The following is an 18315-nucleotide window of genomic DNA, read 5'->3' as shown; positions in this document are numbered from 1 at the left end:
GACGTCAGCCGGTCGTGGTGTCCAGGCCGAGCAGGCGCTCGGCGTTGCCGGCGAAGATCGCGCGCAGGTGGTCGTCGGGCAGGCCCAGCTCGTGGCAGACGCGGAGCTGGTCGTCGAGGTAGCGGGTGACGTAGCCGCGCGGGAACCACGACGAGTCGCTGCCGTAGACGATGCGGTGCGGGCCGATGGTCTCGTAGCAGCGCCGGAACAGGTCCTCCAGCGTCAGCTTGTAGGGCATCCAGCGCACCCACTGGTTGGAGCCGGACGTGTCGACGTGGATGTTCGGGCACCCCCAGGCGGCGAAGAGGAGGTCCTGCACGTGCTGGACGCCGAAGTGCGGCACCACCACGGCCAGCTCGGGGAAGCGCCGGGCCATCCGGGCCAGCTCGTCGGGGCCGCCGTGCCGGCCGAAGCTCAGCCCGCCCGCGCTGCCGTAGTGCCCGATGTGGATCAGCACGGGCACGCCGAGGCGCTGGGCGGTCGCCCACAGCGGGTCGAGGTCGGCGTGGTCGAGGGGGCCGCGCAGCAGCGGGGCGAACAGCTTCAGCCCGCGCAGGCCGCGTTCGGTGACGGCGCGCTCCAGCTCGGCGGCGGCCCCCGGGGAGTAGGGGTCGTGGTGGGCGAGGCCGAGCAGCAGGTCGGGGTGGCGGTCGACGACGTCGGCGACGGTGTCGTTGCCGCCGCCGGTGACGAACACGGCCCGCCGCACGTTCACCCGGCGCAGCTCCTCGGCCCACCGGTCCGCCTCGTCCTCCCAGCGCGGCGCCGGGGGCTCCGGGTCGGCGAAGGCCCACGCCCGCCGCCACTGCGCCGCGTACGGGGCGGAGCCGGCGGCGCGGACGGCCCGCTCGTGCTCCCCGCCGGGGTGCATCCCGGCGGCGTGCTCGCACGCCTGGATCGTCGGGTCGGCGGCGATGCGGAAGTGCAGGTGGAAGTCGACGATGTCGAGTCCCCGGTCGACGGTCACGACGACTCCCCCTCGGCGGGCGGCGGGTCGGGCAGCCGGCCGACGCCGGCCGACGAGTCCGGCAGCGGGTCGGCGGTGGGCGGGGCGGGCGGGGCGGCGGCCACCCAGGCGGCGACGACCTCCCGCAGCCGCGCCCCGGCCAGCTCGCGTACCCGCCGGCCGGCGGGCTCGTCGGCCAGCGACACGTGCCCGGACCAGCCCTGCCACGGGTCGGGCCGGGACTCCACCAGCACGTACGGGTGGGTCACCGGCAGCTTCGGCTTCGGCGGAAGGTCGTCGACCGCGCCGAGCCGGACCGCGCCAGGGTCGAACCCGAGCACCCCGGACGTCTCGTACGCGCCGCCGTGGCCGCGGGAGACCTGCGGCCCGTACAGCTCGGTGGTCTCGGCGGGGGTGACGAGCTGGAACCAGTTGACCAGCAGCAGGCTCGCGGTGCGCCGGCCGGACACCCACTCCATCGCGGCCCGGACGGTGGACATGTTGGCGTCGTGCCCGTTGACGATCAGCAGCCGGGGGAAGCCGGCCGCCACGATGCCCTCGATCACGTCGGCGAGGTAGCCGACGGCGACCTCCGGGCGGATCGCCACGGTGCCGGGCCACGGCCGGGTCTGGCCGGGGCAGGCGGCGTACGCGACGGCGGGGAAGAGCACCCCGCGCGGGCCCGCCGCCGGGGGCGCGGCCCCGTCCGGGGTCCCGCCGCCGGACGGGGCCGCGCCGTCTGCGGAGGCCTGCGCGCTCTCGGCGGCGAAGCCCTCGGCGAGGATCAGGTCGGTGCCCAGCGGCAGGTGCGGGCCGTGCCATTCGACCGCGCCGACCGGCAGCACCGCGAAGTCGGCCGCGGCGGCGACCGCCGCCAGCTCCCCGCCGGGGACCCGGGCGACCGGGACCAGCCCGCCGTGGGCGAGCCACTCGGCCACGTGGCCGCCGGCCGGTGTCGTCGTCACGCCGTCCATCGCGCTGCCTCCCGGGTCGAGCGCCGGCCGCCCTCCAGGCGGCCGGAGACCACCATCACCACGAAGATCAGGACCACCTGGAGCATGCCGTACGCGGCGGCCGTGCCGACCTCGAACGAGTACATCCGGTTGTTGATCTCCACGGAGATGGGCGCGGTCTCCGAGGTGTAGATGAGCACCGAGGCGACGAACTCGCCGACCCCGTGCACGAAGGCGAGCAGCGCGCCGGCCAGCACGCCCGGCAGCATCAGCCGCAGGGTGACCGTGCGGAACGCCCGCCACCAGGACGCCCCGAGGTTGCGGGCGGCCTCCTCCAGCGACGGGTCGAGCTGCGCCAGGGCGGCCGAGCTGGAGCGGAACACCAGCGGCAGGAACCGCACGAAGTACGCCAGCGGCATGATCCAGAAGGTGCCGATGAGCACCTGCCCGAAGCTGAACGCGTTGCCGGTGCTGAACGCCGAGATCAGGTTGATCGCCACCACCGTGCCGGGCAGCGCCCAGGCCAGCATGACCGCCACGTCCAGCAGGCCCCGGCCGCGGAAGTCCAGCCGGCGCACCGCGTACGCGATGAGCACGCCGACCACGACGCAGGCGACGGTGGCGATGAGGCTCATCTTGAGCGAGTTGAGGATCGGCTGGAACGCCCTCGGCTCCGCGAAGATCGTGACGAAGTTCTGCGTCGTGTACCGCGCCGGGATGACCTCGGTGGTCCACGAGCCGTCCCGGGAGAACGCCACCAGGGCGATCGTCGCCACCGGCGCGAGCAGCACGGCCGTGGCCAGCAGGGACGCCGCCAGGGCGAGCCAGCGGCCGAGCGGATTGGTGATCTCCCGCCGGTGGGCGGCGACGCCCTTGGACTGGGAGCGGTAGCTGCGCCGCCCCTCGTACCAGCGCATGCCGAGCAGGAACAGCACCGAGACGACGCCGAGCACGGAGGCGTAGGTCGACGCCATCGGCAGGTCGCCGTTGGTGCGGTTGATGTAGATCTGCATGGTCATCGTCTGGTCCACCCCGAACAGCAGCGGGGCGGTGTACGACGCCAGCGACGTCATGAACACCAGCAGCGACGCCGACACCAGCGCCGGGGTGAGCATCGGCAGCAGCACGGTGCGCCACACCCGCACCCGCCCGGCGCCCAGGTTGTACGCGGCCTCCTCCACCGACGGGTCCATCCCGCCGAGGGCGGCGGAGGCGGAGAGGTAGAAGTACGGGTACATGGTGAACGTGTGCACCACCAGCACCCCGGCGATGCCGCTGAACGGCAGCACCGGGTTCTCCGCGCCGAAGAGCTGTTGCAGGCCGCGCGGCAGGATGCCGGTCTCGCTGTAGAGGAGCTGGAACGAGATCGCCCCGATCAGCGGCGGCAGGGCCGCCGGCACCAGGATGATCGCCTCGATCAGCTTGCGGCCGGGGAACGAGAAGCGCTTGAGCAGGAACGCCATCGCCACGCCGACGATCCCGCAGAGCAGCACGCTGGCCGCCGAGATGATCAGCGAGGTGACCAGCGACGACCGGGCCACCCCGGCGCCGGTGAGGAAGCTGCCGTAGTTCTCCACCCCGTCCACGCCGACGCTCTCGGCGAAGGTGGCGAACATGGGCTGCACGACGTACCCGAAGAGGACCAGCGCGAGCGGGAAGACCAGCACGTACGGGAACCAGCGGGAGCCGGTGCCCCCCGCGAACCGGGCGGCCAGCCGGCGGCGCGGGCCCGGCGGCGGCGTCGGCTCCTTGGTGACCGGGGCGACGGTGGCCGGGCCCGGGGCGGCGGGGATGGTGGTCACGGACGCACCACCCACATCCGGTCCCGGTTGAGCCGCAGCCCGACCTGGTCGCCGACGGCGATGCCGGCCGGCACGTCGACGGCGGCCACCTGCATCCGCTCGCCGGCGGTGTCGACCACCAGGTTGGTGGCCATCCCGGTGAACTCCAGCTCGGCGATGCGGCCGGGCAGCGCGCCCGCCTCCGTGGTGGAGGTCAGGCCGATGTGCTCGGGGCGCACCGACACCTGGGCGGTCCCGCCCTGGCGCAGCCCGTGGCCGGCCGGGGCCGGCACGTCGATCTCGCCGCCGCCGGGCAGCCCCACCGTCACGGCCCGCTCCGTGGCCCCCAGCACGGGCAGGGTGAGCACGTTGCTGCGCCCGATGAACCGGGCGACGAAGCTGGTCGCCGGGCGGTGGTAGATCTCCTGCGGCGCGCCGATCTGCTGCACCCGGCCCGCCTGCATGACCGCGATCCGGTCCGACATGGCCATCGCCTCGGCCTGGTCGTGGGTGACGTAGATGCCGGTGGTGCCGGCCTCCTGCTGGATGCGGCGGATCTCCGTGCGGGTCTCCTCGCGCAGCTTCGCGTCGAGGTTGGACAGCGGCTCGTCGAGCAGCAGCGTCTTCGGCCGGATCACCAGAGCGCGGGCCAGGGCCACCCGCTGCTGCTGGCCGCCGGAGAGCTCGTCGATGCGCCGGTCGCCGTACCCGGCGAGGTGCACCTGGCCGAGGGCCTCCTCGACGCGCCGCTTCGACTCGGCGCGGCCGACCTTGCGGATCTTCAGCCCGTACGCGACGTTCTGCGCGACGGACAGGTGCGGGAAGAGCGCGTAGTTCTGGAACACCATGCCGGTGTCGCGCTTGTTCGGCGGACGCCGGGTGACGTCCTCCGTGCCGAACCGGATCCGGCCGGAGGTGGGGAAGTAGAACCCGGCCACCATGCGCAGGGTGGTGGTCTTGCCGCAGCCGCTCGGGCCGAGCAGGGTGAAGAACTCCCCGGCGGCGATGGTGATGTCGACGTCGGCCACGGCGGCGGTGTCGCCGCCGCGCGCGAAGCGCTTGCTCACCGACTCCAGCGTGACATCGATCATGGCGTCCTCTCCTGTGGTGGCTGGGTGGTTCCGGGGCGGGCACTGCGCAAGGAAGGGCCCCTTGTTAACGCCTGCGGTAGAGAAGGGTCCCCTTCTCACCCCGCTGGGCAGGGCCCAGGGCGCAGCGGGCCCGCCCCGGTGCCGCCGTGGTCAGCCCTTGTTCTTGATCTGGCTGTTCCAGTGGTTGATCCACTCGGTCTCGTTCTTGCCGATCACGTCCCAGTCGACGTCCAGCGGCTTGAGGTTGAGCTCGGCCAGCCACTGCGGCTTCTCGGCGATCTCCACGGCCGGGATCTGGTAGTAGTCCTTGGCCAGGTCGGCGCGGAGCGCGTCGTCGAAGAGGAACTCCATGAACTTCTGCGCGCCGGTGGTGTTGCCGCCCTTGACCGCGGCGATGCCGTCGACGAGCACCGGTGCGCCGGAGGCCGGCATCACGTAGCCGAACGGCATGTTCGACTGGTTGGCCTGGAGCAGGATGTCCTGGAGGTTCCAGGCGCTGAGCACGCCCTGCTGGCGGGAGAGCTTGAGGTAGAGGTCGGCGGGGTTGGCCGCGTACGAGCCGGTGTTGGCGTCCAGCTTCTTCAGCCAGTCGTAGCCGGGCTGCGGGTTGCTGCCGTCCGGGGACTGCCGCATGATCATCGCCGCGTAGATCGACCGCATGGTGCCGGACGCGGCGACGTCACGGATGACGATCTTGTCCTTCCACTCCGGCTTCAGCAGGTCGTCCCAGTCCTTCGGGGCCTGCTCCGGGGTGAGCGCCTTGTTGTTGTACATGATGACCTCGGGCAGCAGGATCTCCCCGAACCAGCGGCCCTCGGCGTCCTTGTACTTCGCGTCCATCTTGGCGGCGAACGCCGGCTGCCAGCCGGTCAGCAGGTCCTCGGACGCGCCCGCGGAGAGCCCCTGCTGGGTGCCGCCCCACCAGACGTCGGCCTGCGGGTTGGCCTTCTCGGCCCGGACCCGCTCCAGGATCTCCTGCGCGCCCAGGTTGAGGATCTCCACCTTGCCCTTGTACTCGGGGTACTTGGCGGTGAACTGGTCCACCACGAACGTGGAGACCTTCTTGTCGCGGGCCGTGTAGATGGTGAGCTTCTCGGCGCCCGCATCGCCGGACGCGTCGTCGCCACCGCCGCCGCAGGCGGTGCCTGCGGCGAGGACTGTGGCCAGCGCACCGGCGAGGAGAAGGCGACGTCTCATGGGGTACCTCCGAGGGGTTCGGGTCGGGCGGAGCTAGGGGGTGGGAAGCAGGGTCGGCAGCCCGGTGGCCGCCGCGGAGAGGGCGTAGCTGACCGCGCCGTGCAGCACGGCCCGGTCGCCGAGCACGGCCCGGCGTACCTCGGTGGTGCTCGGCGCGGCGGCGGCGACCAGGGCCTGGAGCCGGTCGACGGCCGGGTCGTCGAGCTGGGCGGCCGCGCCGCTGAGCAGCACCCGGCCGGGGTCGATGACGCAGACGCAGGAGACGATCAGCCGGGACCACGCGGTCAGCACCTCGTCGAGGTACGCGGCGGCGCGGCCGTCGGCGCGCGCCAGCTCGACCAGGGCGGCCACCGGGGCCTCGGGCCGCCGGCCGGGGGCCAGGGCCACCACCCGCTCGGCCACGGCGTTCTCCGACCAGCGGGCCTCGAACGGGCCGACCCCGTCGTGCCCCCGGTCGGCCGGGTCCAACGGCAGGAAGCCGACCTCGCCGGCCGCCCCGCCCGCGCCCCGGCGGACCTGGCCGTCGAGCACCAGCCCCGCGCCGATGCCGTCGGCGACGTGCAGCAGCAGCAGGTCGGCGACGTCGCTGCCCGCGCCGGCCGCGTGCTCGCCGGCCGCCATGAGGTTGACGTCGTTGTCGACCACCACCGGCACGCCGAGGTGCCGCTGCACCGCCTCCCCTATCGGCCGGCCCTCCACGAGGCCGACCGAGGGGGCGAGCCGGACGGCCCCGCCGGAGGAGACGCCGGGCGCGGCGATGGCGACCCCGCGCAGCGCCGGCAGGCCGTCGCCGGCCAGCTCGGGCACCGACCGGCAGATGGTGTCGATGATGTCGCCGGCGAGGCGGACGGTGCGGTGGGCGACGACCGTGCCGTCGCTGTCGGCGATCTCGCAGCTCAGCCGGGACGGCTCCAGGGAGACGGCGGCGACCAGCTCGGCGCGCGGGTTGAACTCCAGCATCGCCCGGGGGCGGCCGGCGCGGGACGCCCCGGGCCCCCGCTCGATGAGGTAGCCCTCGGCGATCAGCTCGCGCACGAGGGGGGTGAGCGTGGCGGGGCTCAGGCCGGTGAGCTCGGTCAGCTCGGCGCGGGAGAGCACCCGCACCTGGCGGGCGGTGGAGATCACGGACAACCGCTTGATCTCCTTCGACCGCTCCCGGCTCACCGGGCTCGTTGGTGGCGTCACCACGTCAGTCACACTTCCTTCCTACGGCGAACGAACTATCGAGTCAAGTAACGAAAACGTCTCGGCCCGCCCGAGGCACCCTCACGAACAGGGGAAACGTCCCGCTTCGACACCGGTGTCGGAGCGCGGGCGCGCGGCGGTCGGGTGGCCGGGAGAGGTGGACCGACCTGGATTTATTTCTTCCGCAAAGGAAGAAAGACCTTGCAAAGCATTGACGGGCCGCCGCGCCGGTCCCTAGCGTCACCGGGCGAAGGCCTTCCAGTGTGTACGGACACCCGCGTCGCCGCTGTACCCGGTGACGGAGTCCGCGCCGCTGCCGTACCGCCGGTGACGGCAACCCGCCGCCGCCGTGACCCCGGTGACGGCGACCCGCCGCCGCCGTACCGCGATGTTCCCTGCCGCCGCCCACCGTGGCCCGGCACCGCCGGTGGCCACCGTCTCCGCCCCACCGTCCCGCCGCCCGACCGGCGACCCCGCGTCGACGCCCCGCGTCCGACGGCGATGGCCGCTGCCCGGACCCGGGACAGTTCCGGAAGGATCCGCATGCGCATCAAGGCGTTCCTGCTACCCACGGCGCTCGCCCTGGCCCTGTCCGGGGTGCCCGCCGCCGCCCTCGCCTCCCCCGCCGACGCAGCCGCCGACCGCCACGGCGGCCGGGCGGGCGACGCCGTCGACCTCGACGTCCTCTTCGTCAGCGCCCACCCCGACGACGAGGCCGGCAGCCTCGCCACCCTCGGGCAGTGGAAGGAGAAGCACGGCGCCAAGGCCGGCGTCGTCACCATCACCCGTGGCGAGGGCGGCGGCAACGCCGTCGGCCTCGAAGAGGGCCCCCCGCTCGGCATCATCCGCGAACGCGAGGAGCGCACCGCGATCGGCCGGGCCGGGGTGGAGAACCTCTACAACCTCGACCGGGTCGACTTCTGGTACACGGCGTCCGCGCCGCTGTCCGAGCAGATCTGGGGGCACGACGACACGCTCGCCCAGATCGTCCGGGTGATCCGGCAGACCCGGCCCGAAATCGTCATGACCATGAACCCCTCGCCGACCCCGGGCAACCACGGCAACCACCAGCAGGCCGCCCGGTTCGCCGCCGAGGCGTTCCACGCCGCCGCCGACCCGGCCGCGTTCCCCGAGCAGCTCCGCAAGGAGGGGCTCAAGCCGTTCCGGGCCGCGAAGTTCCTGCGTACGGGCGGCACCGGCACCTCGGCCACCGGGCCCGAGTGCGCGACGAGCTTCGTGCCGACCGTCCCCACCGACCAGGTCTTCGGGGTCTGGGAGGGCACGCCGAGCGTCACCGGCAAGACGTGGGCCGAGATCGAGGTCGACGCCCGCCGGGAGTACGTCACCCAGGGCTGGGCCGGCACCGCCGCCGCCCCCACCGACCCGACGAAGATGCGCTGCGACTTCTACACCCTGGTCGACAGCCGCGTCCCGTACGACCCGGCGGACACCTCGCCCGAGGCGATCCTGCGCGGCTCCGTGCTGCCGAACGCGGCCGGCGGGCTGCCCCGGGGCACCGAGCTGTACCTCACCACCGACCGGTTCGACCTCGCCCCCGGCGAGACCGCCAAGGTCACCGCGCACGTGCGAGCGCCCCGGGACCGGGCACTGGCCGCGCCGCGGATCGACCTGCGGCTGCCGCAGGGCTGGACCGCCAAGGGCACCGGCGCGCTGCGCGGCAGCGTACCGGCGGGCAAGGAACGGACCGCGACCTTCACCGTCACCGTCCCCGCCGGCGCCGACACCAACCAGCAGCAGCTCGTCGGCGCGACCCTGACCACCCGCCAGGGCGTCGGGCGCACCGACCGGGCCGTGCGGGTCGTCGCCGACGTGCGCGGCACCCTGGAGCCGCTGCCCGAGGTGGGCGTGTTCCGCGAGTGGGCCGGCGAGGGCGGGTACCCCCAGCTCGACACGCTGATCAAGCCGGTGCTCACCATCGGCTCCGGCAAGAGCCGGTCGGTCCGCGTCGACCTGCGCAACCACGGCAAGGCCACCCGCAGCGGCACCGTGACCCTCGGGCTGCCCGCCGGCTTCACCGCCGACGCGGCGACCAAGAGCTACACCCGCCTGGCCCCCGGCGCGACCGGGGCGGTCACCTTCACCGTCACCAACACCGACGCCACCCTGCCCACCGCCAACGAGGGCGGCACGGACGGCGACTACGGCATCACCATCACCACCACCAGCGCCGCCGGCAGCACCGTCGAGACCGGCGCGCTGGAGATCGTGCCGACCACCGAGGTCCCGCAGGCCGGCGCCGGCCACGCCGTCGACGGGGTGGCCTCGGCCGGCGAGTACCCCGGCGAGGAGCTGGACTTCTCCCGCATCTGGGAGGGGCAGGCCACCACGCCGCAGGACGCCTCCGCGACGGGCCGCATCGCCTGGACCGCCGACGCCCTGAAGGTGTTCGTCCAGGTCACCGACGACGTGCTCGGCCGCAAGGTCGTGCCGCAGGACTGCAAGCGGCAGCGGCGCACCGACAGCGTCGAGATCATCGTCGACCCGAAGGGGAACTCGACCGACACCTCCACGGTGTTCAAGGCCGGCATCTTCCCCGTCACCGACGACCCGGCCAACGGTGACCCGCCGTGCTGGCAGCGCGACGCCGACAACCGGCAGGGCCCGGGGGCGACGACCGCGCCGGGCATGACCGTGGTCAGCAAGGTGACCAGCCCGTACGCCGGCTACACCATCGAGGCCAGCATCCCGTTCGCGGTGCTGCCCGACGCGGTGGACCCGAAGCGGATGGGCTTCAACGTCCTCGTCTACGACTCGGACACCCAGGACCTCAGCTCCCAGTCCCGGCTGGGCTGGTCCACGTTCACCGGCGTGCGGGCCGACCCGTACCGCTACGGCCTGGCGACCCTGCCCGGCTACACCCCGGCGGCGCGGCAGCCCAGCGCCCCGGTCTTCCCGGACACCGCCGCGCGCAGCGTGCACAGCCCGCAGACCATCGCCCAGTCGGCGGTCGACGGGGTGGCCCCGGCCGCCGTGGCGCGGCTGCCCGAGAAGGCGCTGCGGCTGACCGACCAGCGCCGGGTCCCCGGCGGGGTGAAGGTCACCCTGCGCGCCGACCGGTCCGGCACGGCCTACCTGTACGCCTGGGACGGCTCCGCCGCCCTCGGTGACCGGACGGTCGAGCTGAAGGCGAACCGGTCGGTGACCGTCGTCGTGCCGGTCGCCTCGGGCCGGCCGACCGCCCTGCTGGCCGCGTACGAGTCGCACGGCGCGGCCGTGGCCCGCAGCCTCCCGCTGCGCTGACCCTGTTGAAAGGAGGGGCCCCTTGTTAACGCATTCTGTTGTACAAGGGGCCCCTCCTAACACCTGGGCCGGGGCGCACGGACCCACCGGGGCGCGGCGCGTGCCTCAGCGGAGGCGGTAGACCGCCGTCCGGGCGTTCGTGTAGCGCAGGTCGGCGAGCGTGGCCAGCGCCGGGGACTCCGGCGCGACCCGCCGGTCCACCAGCAGCCAGCGCACGCCGTACGTGTCGCGCAGGTCGGCCAGCCCGTCGGCCGTGGGCGCGGTGAACGCGGCGTCGTTGGCGCGCAGCCGTCCGGCGTCCCAGAACGGGGCGTACGGGCCGCCGGGCAGGCCCACCATCCGGGGCGCGAACGCCCACCCCTCCACCAGCACCGAGCGCTCCGTGTAGGCGCTGACCCAGAACGACCGGGCGTCGCACCAGCCGTTGACCACCGCCCGGCAGTGCGCGTTGGTGGCCACCACGTCGCCGGGTGCGCTGTGCTCCTGCACGTAACGGGCCGCCGCCACCCGGGACGCCGGCATCCGCTCCACCGGGTACGCCCCGCCGTTGGGGAACCGGTGCGCGGCGGCGGCGTCCAGCACCAGCCCCGGCGCGCCCGCGACCAGGGCAGCCGTGAGCAGCACCGCCCCGCCCCGGCCGGCGAGCCCCGGCCAGCGGCCGACCAGCGCCGGCCAGCACAGCCCGACCAGCAGCGCCACCGCCGCCAGCGCCGCCGCCCAGGTCAGCAGCGGCAGCACCGGCGCGTACGACGGGGTCGACGGCGACGCCGCCGGACGCCAGAGCTGGACGGCGGTGAGCAGCACGGCGAGCCCGGCCGCGCCAGCGCCGAGCAGCGCCCGGCCCCGCGCGCCCAGCGCGGCGGAGTCGACCAGCTCGGCCCAGCCCCACGCCGACAGGACCACCCCGAACGCGAAGCCGGCCCGGGTGAAGTACTGGTTGCTGCTGCCCGGGTGCCCCACCAGCAGGTAGATCGCCGGGCCGGCGAGCGCCCCGCCGAGCAGGAACACCTGCACCGGCTCCAGCCGCCACCGGCGCAGCCGCAGCAGCGCCACCACCCCGGCCAGCCGGAGCTGGAGGTTGAGCAGGAACGCGACGGACACCGCCACCCACAGCAGCGCGGTCGTCGCCGCCGGGCGGCCCGTCCCGACGTAGGGCCGCAGCCCCGAGAACGGGTCGACGGTCACCCCGTGGCTCTCGAACGCGAACAGCACGGCGGTGGCGAACAGCTGCGCGGCCAGCGCCAGCCCGGCCGCCGCCAGCACCGCCCGCGGCAGGGTGCGCCGGAACGCCAGCGACACCGCCGCGGTGAACGCCAGCGCCGCCAGCACCACCGGCACCGAGCTGGCCTTCGCCCCGGTCGACGCGGCCAGGAACAGCGCCGCGAGCACCCACGCGCCGCGCCCCAGCGCCGGCACCGTCGAGCCCCGGGCCCGCCCGACCAGCTCGCCGAGCGCCGCCACCAGCGGCAGGAGCAACACCCAGCTGTACGTCATCGACGGGCTGCCCCACACGATGAACGTGGCCTGGGTGCCGAAGAGCTGGCGGATCCCGTTCTCGTAGCCGAACTCGCCGACGGTGAACATCAGCGCGGCGGCGGCCACCCCCGCGTACGGCCGCCCGGTGACCCGCCAGCCGACCACCGCCGCCAGCACGGCCGCCAGCGCGCAGAGCGTCGGCACGCCCAGCCGGAAGAACACCGTCGGCAGGTCCACGCCGCTGACCAGGCTGGCCGCCGCGAAGTGGGCGAACCCGAACCAGTGGTAGTGCAGGGGCTCCCCGGCGACCTGCGGCACGTCCAGCGGCACCTGGTGGGTGGCCGCCCCGGCCAGGGAGAGCTGGAACGCGAGGTCGATGTATTGCGCCTGCCCCTCGTCGCTGGGCAGCACCGGGTTGACCCGCAGGAACGACTCGTAGAGGTAGAGGGTGAAGCCGGCGACCACCCCGGCGAGGGCCCAGGCCCAGCCCGTCGGCACCGGGGTGTTCCCGGTGGCCCGCCAGTGGCGGCGCAGCCGGGGCACGACGGCGAACGGCACGAGCACCGCCAGGGGCCACAGCCACAGCAGGTGGGGCAGGCCGGCGGCGGTGAACGCCGCCCACCCGGCCAGCTCCAGCACCAGGCCGACGGCCGCGCCGAACGCCACGTCCTCGACGAGGGTGTGCGGGCGGCGGCGCAGCGCGCGGAACACCAGCGTGCCCGGCAGCAGCACGGCCAGCAGCGCGTACCCGGTCCAGCGGGCCAGGTCGGCCACGGGCGTGCCGGTGGCCAGCAGCGCGGCGGCGACGACGGCGTAGCCGGCGACGGCCGGGGCGTACCGCAGGGCGGCGGGACGCCGGGCTGGCCCGTCGCCGCCGGCCCGCGTGGCCGGGGCGGGTACGGCGTCGGCGGTCGCGGGGCCCGGCGTGGCGGCGGCGCGGCGGCGGGGGCCGGTCGGGTCTGCGCCGCCGGTGGCGAGCGCGGTCACCGGAGGCTGTCGGCCAGCTCGGCCGCGTCGCCGGCCGCCGGACCGGCGGCGTCGGCCGCGCCGGGCCCGGCGGTGTCGCTGGCCACGAAGTACGCGGGGCGGCCCTGCACGGCCGTGTAGATCCGGGCCACGTACTCGCCGAGCAGGCCGAGGCAGAGCAGCTGCACCGCGCCGAGGAAGAGGATCGCCACGTAGAGCGAGGGCCAGCCGGTGACCGTCGAGCCGGCCAGCCAGGCGGCGACGGCGACCACCACCAGCACCCCGCACACGGCCACCCCGACCAGCCCCAGCCAGGTGGCCACGCGCAGCGGCGCGGCGGAGAAGCTGGTGACGCTCTCGGCGGCCAGCCCCGCCATCCGGGACAGCGGGTACTTCGTGCGGCCGGCGGCCCGCTCCTCGCGCTGGTAGGTGACCTCGCCGCTGGGGAAGCCGAGCCAGGGCACCACCAGCCGCAGCACGGGGCTGCGCTCGGGCAGCTCGCGCAGGGCCTCCACGGCCGCCCGGCTGAGCAGCCGGAAGTCGCCGGCCTGCGCGGGCACCTGCTTGCCGACCAGGCGGCGCATCAGCCGGTAGTAGCCGGCGGCGGTCCACCGCTTGAAGCGGGTGTCGCGGCTGCGGTCGGCGCGCACCCCGTAGACGATGTCGAGGTCGTCGGCGCGGGCCCGGCGCAGCATCTCGGCGACGGTCTCGGGCGGATCCTGGAGGTCGGCGTCGAGGCTGACCACCCACCGGCCCCGGGCCCGCAGCACCCCGGCGACCAGGGCCGCCTGGTGGCCGCTGTTGCGGCGCAGCCGCAGCACCCGCAGCTGCGGCCAGCGGGCGCGCAGCCCGGCCAGGCCGGCGGGGGTGCCGTCGGTGCTGCCGTCGTCGACCACCAGCACCTCGTACGGCTCGCCGAGCGCGTCGAGGACGGCCCGCAGCCGCGGGGCGAACAGCGGCAGCACGCTCTCCTCGTTGAACATCGGCACCACGACCGACAGCGCCGGCTCCGGTGGCGTCACGGGGCTCGCCTCCGTCTCGTCTGCGGCGCTCGGACAGCCGCACGCTACCAGCCGGGCCCGGCCCGCAAGGCCCGTGCGCGCCGACCGCCGGCCGCCGCCGGTGGTCAGTTTCCGCAGGTCGTCGCGGGCAGCCCCGGCACCGGCACCGGGGCGCGGCCGGTCGGGCGGGCCCGGCCGGCGAGCACGTTCGCCAGCGCGGTCATCGACGCGGCGCTGGAGGAGTACGTCGCCAACAGCGTCGGCGACTTCGCCTTCGCCAGCACGTACGGGGTGTCCATCGCCACGGTCACCGCCGCGTCGGCGGCGAGGTCGCCGCTGCCGTCGCCGTACCCGACGAGGTGCACCCGGGTGCCGCCGCTCGGCACCACCTGCACCCCGGCGGCGGTGAGCGCCTGCGTCAGCAGGTCGCGGGTCTTCTCCCGGCCGCCGGAGGAGGTGACCGTGACGGGGGCGGCGACCCCCTTCGTGCAGGAGCCGCGCAGCACGGTGACCGCGCCGGCGGCGAGCGCCTCGGCGGCCTGACGGTGCTCCGCGTCGTTCAGGGTGGACATCGCCGGGGCGGGCGTGCCGGCCAGGGTGAACTTCATGGTCAGCACCCGGGTCACGGCCTCGACCAGCCGGGCCCGGGGCAGCGAGCCGTCGCGCAGGGCGGCGAGCAGCCCGTCGTACGCCTGGGTGACGTTGGGCGGCATCAGGATCAGGTCGTTGCCGGCCTTGAGCGCCCGCACCGCCGCCTCCCCCGGCGACCAGCGCTTGGCGGGGGCCATGTTCATGCCGTCGGTGATCACCACGCCCTTGAAGCCGAGCTGGCCGCGCAGCACGCCGGTGAGCAGCTTGTGGGAGAACGTCGCCGGGGTGCCCGGGTCGACGGCGGTGACGTCGAGGTGGGCGGACATCACGGCGAGGGCACCGGCGTCGATGCCGGCGGAGAACGGCGGGAACGCCGTGGCGTCGAGGACCTTGCGGCTCTGGCCGACCACCGGCAGCTCCTCGTGGGAGTCGGCGGCGCTCAGGCCGTGGCCCGGGAAGTGCTTGACGCTGGCCGCCACCCCGGCGCCCTGCAACCCGCGCACCGCGCCGGCCACCTGGGCCGAGGCGCGCTTCGGGTCCGCGCCGAACGACCGGGAGCCGATCACCGTGCTCCGGGTGACCAGCACGTCGGCGACGGGGGCGAAGTCGAGGTTGATCCCCATCGCGGCCAGCTCCTGACCGGCGGCCCGCCAGGCGGCCTCGGTCAGCGCCGGGTCCCCGGCCGCCCCGGCGGCCAGCGGGCTGGGCAGCAGGGTGACCCCGTCGGTGATCCGGGTGACCACCCCGTACTCCTGGTCGGTGCCGATCAGCAGCGGGGCCGCGCCGGCGGGCAGCTTCCCGGCGGCGTCGCGCAGGCCGGTGGTCAGCTCGCGGACCTGCCGCGGGTTGTCGACGTTGGTGGTCTCCTGGTTGCCGGAGGTCGGGTCGTCGGCGCTGAAGCCGACCAGGATCAGCCCGCCCAGCCGGTACTTCGCCACCATCTCGGCCGGGGTGTCCACCCCGGCGAGGGCCCGGTTGCCGGCGGCGGAGCCGGTGGAGACCTTCGTGGCGTTGTCGCCGTACGCGTAGGGCATCAGGACCTGGCCGACCAGGTCCTCGTCGGCGAGGGCGGCGACCAGGGCGGCGGCGCGGGCGGCCGGGTCGGCGGCCGTCGGCGTCGGCGCGCCCGACGAGGTCGGGTCGGCCGCGGCGGGGCTGGCCGACGGGGCGGGGCGGGGCCGGTCCGGCTCCCCCGTGCACCCGGTGAGCAGCACGGCGGTCAGGACGGCGAGCGCGACGCCGGCACGTCGCGGGGAGTTCGACACGCGGTCCATCCCACCAGTTCACCCCTTATCGGGGCAACTCGGCCCGGTCAAGTCACCGCGCCGGGGACCGGGGACGGTCGGCCGCCTCCGGATGGACGCGCGTGGGGCGGCGCTCAGCCGACCCGGGTGAGCAGCGTCACCGGCGCGCCGTCGCCCGCGTACCGGTAGGGCTCCAGCTCGGCGTCCCAGGCGGTGCCGAGCGCCTTGTCGAGCGCGTGCGCGAGGGCCTCGGGGGCCCGGGCGGCCGCCATGATGCCGCGCAGCCGGTCCTCGCCGAGCTGGATGTCGCCGGCCGCGCCGACGGTCGCCCGGAACAGGCCCCGCCCCGGAACGTACATGAAGCGTTCACCGTCGACGCCCGCGCTTGGTTCCTCGGTCACCTCGAAACGGATCATGGGCCACTGCCGGAGGGCAGCAGCCAGCTCGGCGCCCGTCCCCGGGCGACCGGTCCACCCGCACTCGGCCCGGCGGGCGCCGGGATCGACGGGCTGAGCCGTCCACTGCAGGTTGACCGGCGCGGCAAGGACGCGCGCGATCGCCCACTCGACGTGTGAGCACACGGCGAGCGGGGTCGAGTGGACGTATACGACGCCACGCGTTGGCACGGTGACCTCCCGGAGAGCGAGGTGCGTCTTCCCCTACGACCTCGGCACCCGAGTGGCTGTTGGAACACATGATGACTGGTGGGACGGATGGTGCGCCAGGGAATCGGAAAATCCGCCGCTGCGGATCGGGCGCGACGGGCGCCGCCGTTGCCCGCCCCCGGCCGGAATGCCGGGCCGGTGGCCTCGGTTGTGCCCTGGCGACAGTCGCGGTGACCAGCCAGGCATCGTGGTCGTGTACAGTTCTCTCGGCGGCTTGTGCCGCGCACATCTTCGGCGGGGCGAGGCTCTTCCCGGGCGTCACCCGTCACAGCCCCCGGACGTTCCCGTCCTCCCGTACGTCTCCAAGGAGTACCTCCGTGGCGAGCAACACCTCTAAGACCGCGCGCGCGTCAGTCCGGGCCGGCCAGGCTGGCCAGGGTGGGGCCCTCAGCGTGCTGGGCGAGTTCAAGTACCTGATCCCGCTCAACGGCGGCAAGCACGCCTACGTGCGGAACCTGACCAACGGCAAGACCGCGCACCTGCGCACCGACTCCGACGCCTTCGTCGAAGAGATCCGGGTGCTGGCCGCCGCCGGCCACGCCGCCAAGATCCGGGCCGAGCTGAACAGCCTCGCGGCCGCCCACCCCGACCACGGCTGGGACGCCACCGAGAAGCGCCTCGCCGAGGCCGGTGTCTTCGGCGGCTGAGCCCGCCCGCGACACCCGCCCGACCGCTTCACCTGCGCGACACCCGCTTCACCTGCGCCACCCCGAACCGCCCGCCGGGCCACCCGGCGGGCGGTTCGCCGTCTGCGCCCCGCCCCACCGCACGGGAAAGGTGAGAAGGGGACCCTTCTCTACCGCAGGCGTTAAGAAGGGGCCCTTCCTTGCACAGGGTTGGCGTGGTGTCATGGCGGGTAGTCGGTTTGTTACTGCTGGGTCACCCGGCGGTGAAGTTTCCGTGGCGGCCCGAGGGGAGGCGGCGATGCCGGAACACGTCGAGGTGCGGCTCGCGGACGACGTGCGCCTGCACGTGGAGGCGTCCGGGCCGGTCGACGCCGAGGTCACCGCCGTCCTGCTGCACGGCTGGACGCTCGACGGGCGCAGCTGGCACCGGCAGCTCGCCGAGCTGCGCGAGCGGTTCGGCGAGCGGGTCCGGGTGGTCACCTACGACGCCCGGGGGCACGGCCGGTCCGGCTGCATGGCGCTGCGTACCGCCACCCTGGCCCAGCTCGGCGACGACCTGGCCGCCGTGCTCGACGCCGTCGCGCCGGCCGGGCCGGTGGTGCTGGTCGGGCACTCGATGGGCGGCATGACGATCATGGAGTACGCGCACCGGCACCCCGGCCACTTCGCCGCCCGCGCGGCGGGGCTGGTGTTCGTCTCGACCACCGCCGAGGGGCACACCCACACCGTGTACGGCCTCTCCCCCCGCATCGCCCGGCTGATCCGGCTGGCCGAGACCACCGGCGCGGGGGTGCTGGCCCGCTGCGGCGCGTGGCGGCCGCCCCGGGCCCTGCTGCGCGCCCTGCGGCCCAGCATCCGCTGGATGCTCTTCGGCGACCGCTGCGACCCGACCGACATCCGGCTGGTCACCTCGGCGGTGGCCCGGGCCACGCTGCGCTCGATCGGCGGGTTCCGGGCGTCGATCGGGGCCCAGCACCGGCTGGACACCCTCGCCGCGCTGGCCCACCTGCCGGCGGCGGCGCTGGTCGGCGACCGGGACCGGCTCACCCCGCCGCCGTGCGCGGAGTCGATCGCGGCGGCCCTGCCGGCGACGGAGCTGACGGTCTGCCCGGGCGCCGGGCACATGCTGATGATGGAGCGGCCCGCGCAGGTCAACGCCGCCCTGACCGGAGTGCTGGACCGGGTGCTGGCGGGGGCGCGCGAGGCGTCCGCGCGGCCCTGACCGGGGCCGCACGGCACCTGACCGGGGCCCGCGCCGGGCCGTCCGGGACGTGGGGTGGATCGCGGCGGCGGCATGGCCCCGCGAACCCGTCGGCTGCTGGCCGTACCCTC

General features: G+C 74.9%; 13 protein-coding genes. 3 read left to right on the top strand and 10 right to left on the bottom strand.

What is annotated here, in order from left to right; translation table 11 throughout:
• Nucleotides 1–4: 4 nt before the first annotated feature.
• From HDA31_RS06015 to HDA31_RS05990, 6 genes are all read right to left on the bottom strand, one after another.
• The gene (locus tag HDA31_RS06015; protein WP_219824946.1) at nt 5–967 is read right to left on the bottom strand and encodes an amidohydrolase family protein; all 963 of its coding nucleotides are present in this window, start codon (nt 965–967) and stop codon (nt 5–7) included.
• Complete coding sequence (locus tag HDA31_RS06010) at nt 964–1911, bottom strand: creatininase family protein (protein WP_246384073.1); 948 nt, start codon at nt 1909–1911, stop codon at nt 964–966. The genes HDA31_RS06015 and HDA31_RS06010 overlap by 4 nt, the downstream gene beginning before the upstream one ends.
• Nucleotides 1908–3701, bottom strand: a complete 1794-nt coding sequence (locus HDA31_RS06005; RefSeq protein ID WP_246384075.1) for an ABC transporter permease — start codon at nt 3699–3701, stop codon at nt 1908–1910. Before HDA31_RS06005 ends, HDA31_RS06010 begins: the two co-directional genes overlap by 4 nt.
• Nucleotides 3698–4771: an ABC transporter ATP-binding protein gene (locus HDA31_RS06000; RefSeq protein ID WP_178066003.1), complete on the bottom strand. Its 1074-nt coding sequence runs from the start codon at nt 4769–4771 to the stop codon at nt 3698–3700. The genes HDA31_RS06005 and HDA31_RS06000 overlap by 4 nt, the downstream gene beginning before the upstream one ends.
• A 150-nt stretch (nt 4772–4921) precedes the next feature.
• On the bottom strand, nt 4922–5968 hold the full coding sequence (locus HDA31_RS05995) for an extracellular solute-binding protein (protein ID WP_178066004.1): 1047 nt from the start codon (nt 5966–5968) through the stop codon (nt 4922–4924).
• Nucleotides 5969–6001: 33 nt separating this feature from the next.
• On the bottom strand, nt 6002–7165 hold the full coding sequence (locus HDA31_RS05990) for an ROK family protein (RefSeq protein ID WP_178066005.1): 1164 nt from the start codon (nt 7163–7165) through the stop codon (nt 6002–6004).
• A 531-nt stretch (nt 7166–7696) separates the two neighbouring features.
• On the opposite strand from HDA31_RS05990, the gene HDA31_RS05985 reads away from it, so the two are divergent.
• Complete coding sequence (locus tag HDA31_RS05985) at nt 7697–10414, top strand: sugar-binding protein (protein ID WP_178066006.1); 2718 nt, start codon at nt 7697–7699, stop codon at nt 10412–10414.
• Between the two features lie 105 nt (nt 10415–10519).
• Here HDA31_RS05985 and HDA31_RS05980 read toward each other — a convergent pair whose 3' ends face one another.
• From HDA31_RS05980 to HDA31_RS05965, 4 genes are all read right to left on the bottom strand, one after another.
• Nucleotides 10520–12877, bottom strand: a complete 2358-nt coding sequence (locus HDA31_RS05980; protein WP_178066007.1) for a hypothetical protein — start codon at nt 12875–12877, stop codon at nt 10520–10522.
• Complete coding sequence (locus HDA31_RS05975) at nt 12874–13878, bottom strand: glycosyltransferase family 2 protein (RefSeq protein ID WP_256095445.1); 1005 nt, start codon at nt 13876–13878, stop codon at nt 12874–12876. The genes HDA31_RS05980 and HDA31_RS05975 overlap by 4 nt, the downstream gene beginning before the upstream one ends.
• 104 nt (nt 13879–13982) lie before the next feature.
• Nucleotides 13983–15722 (bottom strand): glycoside hydrolase family 3 protein, encoded by a 1740-nt coding sequence (locus HDA31_RS05970; RefSeq protein ID WP_178066008.1) that lies wholly within the window; start codon nt 15720–15722, stop codon nt 13983–13985.
• A gap of 104 nt (nt 15723–15826) precedes the next feature.
• Complete coding sequence (locus tag HDA31_RS05965) at nt 15827–16318, bottom strand: DUF3145 domain-containing protein (protein ID WP_043966937.1); 492 nt, start codon at nt 16316–16318, stop codon at nt 15827–15829.
• Nucleotides 16319–16674: 356 nt separating this feature from the next.
• Here HDA31_RS05965 and HDA31_RS05960 point away from each other — a divergent pair, with 356 nt between their 5' ends.
• Together HDA31_RS05960 and HDA31_RS05955 are read left to right on the top strand one after the other, a co-directional pair.
• A complete protein-coding gene (locus HDA31_RS05960; RefSeq protein WP_074474676.1) occupies nt 16675–17004 on the top strand; it encodes a hypothetical protein in 330 nt (109 codons plus the stop codon).
• Nucleotides 17005–17281: 277 nt separating this feature from the next.
• A complete protein-coding gene (locus HDA31_RS05955; protein ID WP_178066009.1) occupies nt 17282–18205 on the top strand; it encodes an alpha/beta fold hydrolase in 924 nt (307 codons plus the stop codon).
• The last annotated feature ends 110 nt before the right edge of the window (nt 18206–18315 follow it).

It is taken from the genome of Micromonospora carbonacea (genome assembly GCF_014205165.1).
GTDB classification, from domain to species: Bacteria; Actinomycetota; Actinomycetes; order Mycobacteriales; family Micromonosporaceae; genus Micromonospora; species Micromonospora carbonacea.
The sequence above is the reverse complement of the archived record's forward strand: the minus strand, read 5'-3'. Positions and strand labels throughout refer to the sequence as shown.

Excerpts from the sequence above, each read along its gene's own strand:
- HDA31_RS06000 (WP_178066003.1), bottom strand. The coding sequence starts at position 4,771 with ATGATCGATGTCACGCTGGAGTCGGTGAGCAAGCGCTTCGCGCGCGGC.
- HDA31_RS05995 (WP_178066004.1), bottom strand. The coding sequence starts at position 5,968 with ATGAGACGTCGCCTTCTCCTCGCCGGTGCGCTGGCCACAGTCCTCGCC.
- HDA31_RS05985 (WP_178066006.1), top strand. The coding sequence starts at position 7,697 with ATGCGCATCAAGGCGTTCCTGCTACCCACGGCGCTCGCCCTGGCCCTG.
- HDA31_RS05970 (WP_178066008.1), bottom strand. The coding sequence starts at position 15,722 with ATGGACCGCGTGTCGAACTCCCCGCGACGTGCCGGCGTCGCGCTCGCC.
- HDA31_RS05955 (WP_178066009.1), top strand. The coding sequence starts at position 17,282 with ATGCCGGAACACGTCGAGGTGCGGCTCGCGGACGACGTGCGCCTGCAC.